Below are 5,817 nucleotides of genomic sequence, written 5' to 3'. Positions count from 1 at the left end.
TGGCGCAGACCGGCCTGATCGGCGGCGCTACCCCACGCACAAGACGGCGATGTCGGTGGTGGCCGGCAACCGCGAGCTGCAGGACGGCCAGAACGAGATCAGCGTGCGCTTCGAATCCGCCGACCTGGGCGGCGTGAAGCTGGCCAAGACCTGGACCGTGAAGCGCGGCGCCTACGACGTGGCCGTGAAGCACGAGATCGTGAACACCGGCACCGCGCCCGTGTCGCCCCAGCTGTACCTGCAGCTGGTGCGCGACGGCAACAAGCCGCCGGGCGAGTCGTCGTTCTATTCGACCTTCACCGGCCCAGCGGTCTATACCGAGGCCAAGAAGTACCACAAGGTCGAGTTCAAGGACATCGAGAACGGCAAGGCCGAAATCGACAAGTCCTCCACCAACGGCTACGTGGCCATGGTGCAGCATTACTTCGCCAGCGCCTGGCTGCTGGGCAACGACGTGCAGCGCGACCTGTTCGTGCGCAAGGTGGACACCAACCTGTACTCGGTCGGCATGATCACCCCGGTCGGCGAGATCGCACCGGGGCAGTCCAAGACGGTGGATGCACGCCTGTTCGCGGGCCCGCAGGTCGAGACGATGCTGGAATCGCTCACCCCCGGCCTGGAACTGGTGAAGGACTATGGCTGGCTCACCATCCTGGCCAAGCCCCTGTACTGGCTGCTCGACCAGCTGCACAAGGTGCTGAACAACTGGGGCTGGTCCATCGTGGCGCTGGTGTTCCTGCTGAAGATCGCGTTCTACTGGCTCAACGCGAAGGCGTACGCCAGCATGGCCAAGATGAAGGCCATCAACCCCAAGATCATGGAGATGCGCGAGCGCCTGAAGGACAAGCCGCAGCAGATGCAGCAGGAGATGATGCGCATCTACCGCGAGGAGAAGGTCAACCCGATGGGCGGCTGCTTCCCCATCATGATCCAGATCCCCGTGTTCATCGCGCTCTACTGGGTGCTGTTGTCCAGCGTCGAAATGCGCAACGCGCCGTGGATCGGCTGGATCAAGGACCTGTCCTCGCCCGACCCGTTCTTCATCCTGCCGCTGCTGATGACCGCCAGCTCGCTGCTGCAGACCGCGCTGAACCCCGCACCGCCCGATCCACTGCAGGCCAAGATGATGTGGTTCATGCCGCTGATCTTCAGCGTGATGTTCTTCTTCTTCCCGGCGGGCCTGGTGCTGTACTGGCTGACGAACAACATCCTGTCGATCGCGCAGCAGTGGATCATCAACACGCGCATGGGCGTGCCGCCGCAGTTCAACCTGCCGAAGTTCCGCTGACCCGCAATGCAGCGCGGACGCGCTGCGTTTGCGACACATTCCACGGCCGCTATCCAGCGGCCGTTTTTCATTGGGTACGATGCTTGCTTGCCCCCTGCGGCATCTTTCATCCACTTTCGTTAACCGACGAGGAGACCTGGCCAATGAAACAGCAGCGTACGACTTTCAAATGGAGCGCACTGGGCATCGCGGTCCTGCTGGCAGCAGGATCGGCCCATGCCGCAACGATGCGGTGGGCCGGAGCCAACGACATCCTGACCGTGGACCCCCACGCCCAGAACCACCAGACGACGCATGCCTTCCTGCAGCAGGTGTACGAGAGCCTGGTGCGCTATGACGAGAAGTACCAGATCCAGCCCGCGCTCGGCACGAAGTGGACCCAGATCTCCCCCACGCAGGTGCGCTTCGAACTGCGCAAGGGCGTGAAATTCCACGACGGTGCGCCGTTCACGGCCGACGACGTGGTGTTCTCGCTCACCCGCGCCATGACGCCCCCCTCGAACATGCAGTCCGCCGTGCAGAGCATCAAGGAAGTGAAGAAGGTCGACGACTTCACCGTGGACCTGATCTTGAAGGGCCCCAACCCCGTGCTGCTGCGCGAGCTGACCGAGGCCCGCATCATGAACAAGGCCTGGGCCGAGAAGAACAACTCGACCAAGGCGCAGGACTATGCCGGCAAGGAAGAGAACTTCGCCTCGCGCAATGCCAACGGCACCGGCCCCTTCATCATGGTGGGCTGGCAGCCCGACGTGAAGGTCACGCTCAAGAAGAACCCGGACTGGTGGGACAAGCCCAAGGGCAACATCGACGAAGTCGTGTTCACCCCCATCAAGTCGGCGGCCACGCGCTCGGCCGCGCTGATTTCCGGCCAGGTCGATTTCGTCGTCGATCCGCCCACGCAGGATCTGGCGCGCATGAAGTCCAGCCCCGACATCACGCTGATCGAAGGCGCCGAGAACCGCACCATCTACCTGGGCCTGGACCAGTTCCGCGACGAACTGCCGGGTGCCGGCACGCCGGGCAAGAACCCGCTCAAGGACAAGCGCGTGCGCCAGGCGCTCTACCAGGCCATCGATTCGGCCGGCATCCACAGCCGCACCATGCGCAACCTGTCGGTGCCTGCCGGCACCATGGTCGCGCCGATGGTCCACGGCTGGAGCAAGAGCCTGGACGAGCGTGCCGCCAAGTACGACGTCGAAGCCGCCAAGAAGCTGCTGGCCGACGCGGGCTACCCCCAGGGCTTTTCGCTCAAGCTCGACTGCCCCAATGACCGCTATGTGAACGACGAAGCGATCTGCCAGGCCGTCACTGCCATGTGGACGCGCATCGGCGTGAAGACCACGCTGCAGGCCGCTCCCATGGCCCAGTTCGTCAGCCGCGTGATGAACAACGACGTGAGCGCCTACCTGTTCGGATGGGGCGTGGCGACGTTCGACTCGCTGTACTCGCTGGATTCGTTGATGGCCACCAAGGCCGGCAAGACGGCTGCGGGCACCTACAACGGCGGCCGCTTCAGCGATGCCAAGCTCGACGAAATGATCAGCCAGATCAAGGTGGAGATGGATGCGCCCAAGCGCGACGCGCTGATCGCCGATGCCCTCAAACTGGTCAAGGACGAGTACTACTACCTGCCCCTGCACCACCAGATCCGCCCCTGGGCGATGCGCAAGGGCGTGGAGACGCTGCACCGCGCGGACGACCGCCCGATGCCCAACTGGACCACGATCAAGTAAGCCCTCCGATCGGACCGAACGCAAAGCCCGCCCTGGCGGGCTTTGTCTTTTTGCGGGCGCGGTTCCGCGCCCCGTGCAGGCGGCCGCGGCATGCGAACAGCGCAGCTATCATGCCCCGTCCCCACCCCCTTCCCCATCGCATGCTGCCCCGCCACTCCGACCCCATCGCCGCCATCGCCACCGCACCGGGGCGCGGCGCCGTGGGCATCGTGCGGGTGTCCGGCCGGGGCCTGGGACCGCTCACCGAGGCGCTGTGCGGGCGCGCCCTGCGACCGCGCGAAGCCACGTACCTGCCCTTTCGCGATGCGGCCGGCCAGTCCATCGACCAGGGGCTGGCGCTGTACTTTCCAGCGCCCCACAGCTACACGGGCGAGGACGTGCTGGAGCTGCAGGCGCACGGCGGCCCCGTAGTGTTGCAGTTGCTGCTGGCGCGCTGCCTGGAAGCCGCCGCCCAGGCCGATGCGGCCAGCGGCCGGGCCCGCCTGCCCGGCCTGCGCCTGGCGCAGCCGGGCGAGTTCACCGAACGGGCCTTCCTCAACGACAAGATCGATCTGGCGCAGGCCGAAGCCATTGCCGACCTGATCGATGCGAGCACCGAAGCCGCGGCGCGCAGCGCCAGCCGTTCCCTGGCGGGCGCGTTCTCGCACGAGATCCACCGCCTGCGCGATGCGCTCATCCACCTGCGCATGCTGGTGGAGGCCACGCTCGACTTTCCCGAAGAAGAAATCGACTTCCTGCGCAAGGCAGACGCCAGCGGGCAGCTGTCGAATCTGCAGCAGACGCTGGCCGCCGTCATGCAGCGCACGCGCCAGGGCGCGCTGCTGCGCGAGGGCATCAAGGTGGTGATCGCCGGGCAGCCCAACGCCGGCAAGAGTTCGCTGCTGAATGCCCTGGCCGGCGCCGAGCTGGCCATCGTCACGCCCATTGCCGGCACCACGCGCGACAAGGTGCAGCAGACCATACAGATCGAGGGCGTGCCGCTGCACGTGATCGACACGGCGGGCCTGCGCGAGAGCGACGACGAGGTGGAGAAGATCGGCATCGCGCGCGCCTGGGACGAGATCGCCGCGGCCGACGCCGTGCTCTTCCTGCACGACCTCACGCGCGCCGATGCGGCCGACTACCGGGCGGCCGACGCCGACATCGCCGGCACCATCGCCCGGACGCTGCCCGGCCATGTGCCGGTGATCGACGTGTGGAACAAAACCGATCAGGCACCGGGCCACAGCGCTGCCGCTATGCCGGACCGGCCGGCGGTCCACCTGTCGGCCCGCACAGGCGATGGGCTGGACGCACTGCGCCGCCTGCTGCTGGACGTGGCCGGATGGCAGTCGGCCCCCGAGGGCGTCTACATCGCGCGCGCGCGGCATGTGCAGGCGCTCCAAGCAGTGGACGGCCACCTGATGGAGGCCGCGGCGCAGCTGCATTCGCCGGGCCCGGCGCTTGATCTGCTGGCCGAGGAACTGCGGCTGGCGCAGCAGGCCCTCAGTGCCATCACGGGGGAATTCACCTCCGACGATCTGCTGGGCGTGATCTTCTCCAGCTTCTGCATCGGGAAATGAAACACCCGCGGGACGGTGGCGTTTTGTAAGGAGTGGTAAAGAGTGCTTGTGCACCGAACGCATCGGGCTTAACTTCCGCGCCACTATGAATGCTGTGCTGTCATCCCACACCCCCAAAATGGACCTCACGGGTCTCGTGCAGGCCATTGCCCAGGCGCCAGCGGAAGACAGCATGATGAACCCGCTGACCACGGAGCAATGGGACCTGCTGTCGGGCTACCTGCTGCCCATGTCGCTCACCACCGGCCACACCCTGTTCACGCAAGGCGCCAGCGACCGCACACTGTACTTCGTGGAAAGCGGCAGCCTCAGCGTGCATTACGAAGACGAAAAAGACCGCCTGCGCCTGGCGATCGTCGGCCCCGGCTCCGTGGTGGGCGAAAGCGCCTTCTTCTCGCACAAGCCCCGCACCGCCACCGTGCAGGCAGGCGCACCGTCCAAGCTCTGGAACCTGACGGCGCTGCGGTTTTCCGAGCTCTCCAACCGCCAGCCGGCCGTGGCCCTCAGCTTGGCCATGGCCATGGGTTCGGTGCTGTCCAAGCGCCTCGGCAACCGCCGCCGGCGTGTTGCTGCGACCTGACACCTGAGCCCCCATCGGGCCCGTGCCGGGGCCTGCGGACGCGGGAAAGCCATTGGCTCCCGGAGCGCGCGTTACACTCGTTTTCGAACTTTTGGCGCTATCCGAAAAAGGCACGGCATGTCACTTTTCAGTTGGTTCAACCGCAAACCCCCTGCGCCCCGGCAGCGCCCGGCGGTGGAGCCCTCCGGTCTGCTGAATGCAGACGCCACGGTGCCCCTGGTGCCCGGACGCGGCCCCGGCAAACCGACGGCCGAGCCTGCGGCCGAACACGCGGCCAACCGTAAGAACGAGCGCATGGAGCGGCGCGAACTGCTCTACACCGTGGTGCGCGATGCCATGGTCCGCGCGGGCGTGCTGTCCGCGGGCTACAAATTCAAGGTGCTGTCCCTGGACCAGCGCGGCCGCCAGTTCCTGGTGATGATGGACCTGGCCCGCGAATACGGCGGCGAGACCGTCCGCCTGAGCGAGATCGAGGCGCTCATCGCCCAGACCGCCAAGACCCGCTTCGACATTCTGGTGACCGCCGTGTATTGGCGCATCAACGACCACGTGGCCGTCGGCATGCCCAGCAAGGGCCTCGCGCCCCACGGCGTGGCGGGCCCCTCCGTGCCGCACGTGCCGGCCCCGGTGGCGCGCCCTCCGGTCCATGCGCCG

At 66.5% G+C, this 5,817-nt stretch carries 3 protein-coding genes and 2 pseudogenes; all 5 read left to right on the top strand.

Annotated features, from left to right (window positions below; all coding sequences use genetic code 11):
* A pseudogene (gene yidC, locus AC27IQ_RS17980) lies at positions 1–1,288 on the top strand (membrane protein insertase YidC); the annotation flags it as partial.
* 143 nt (positions 1,289–1,431) lie between these two features.
* Positions 1,432–3,021, top strand: coding sequence for an ABC transporter substrate-binding protein (locus tag AC27IQ_RS17975; RefSeq protein ID WP_272566396.1), 1,590 nt, complete (start codon positions 1,432–1,434; stop codon positions 3,019–3,021).
* 140 nt (positions 3,022–3,161) lie between these two features.
* Entirely contained in the window at positions 3,162–4,583 is a 1,422-nt protein-coding gene (mnmE, locus tag AC27IQ_RS17970; protein WP_487090269.1) for a tRNA uridine-5-carboxymethylaminomethyl(34) synthesis GTPase MnmE, read from the top strand.
* A gap of 85 nt (positions 4,584–4,668) precedes the next feature.
* A complete protein-coding gene (locus AC27IQ_RS17965) occupies positions 4,669–5,163 on the top strand; it encodes a Crp/Fnr family transcriptional regulator (RefSeq protein ID WP_317359894.1) in 495 nt (164 codons plus the stop codon).
* 117 nt (positions 5,164–5,280) lie between these two features.
* Positions 5,281–5,817 (top strand): annotated as a pseudogene (locus tag AC27IQ_RS17960) (hypothetical protein); the annotation flags it as partial.

Source organism: Acidovorax sp. KPB24-07 (genome assembly GCF_057543315.1).
Note: the sequence above shows the minus strand (reverse complement) of the source record. Positions and strands in the feature narration are given on the sequence as shown.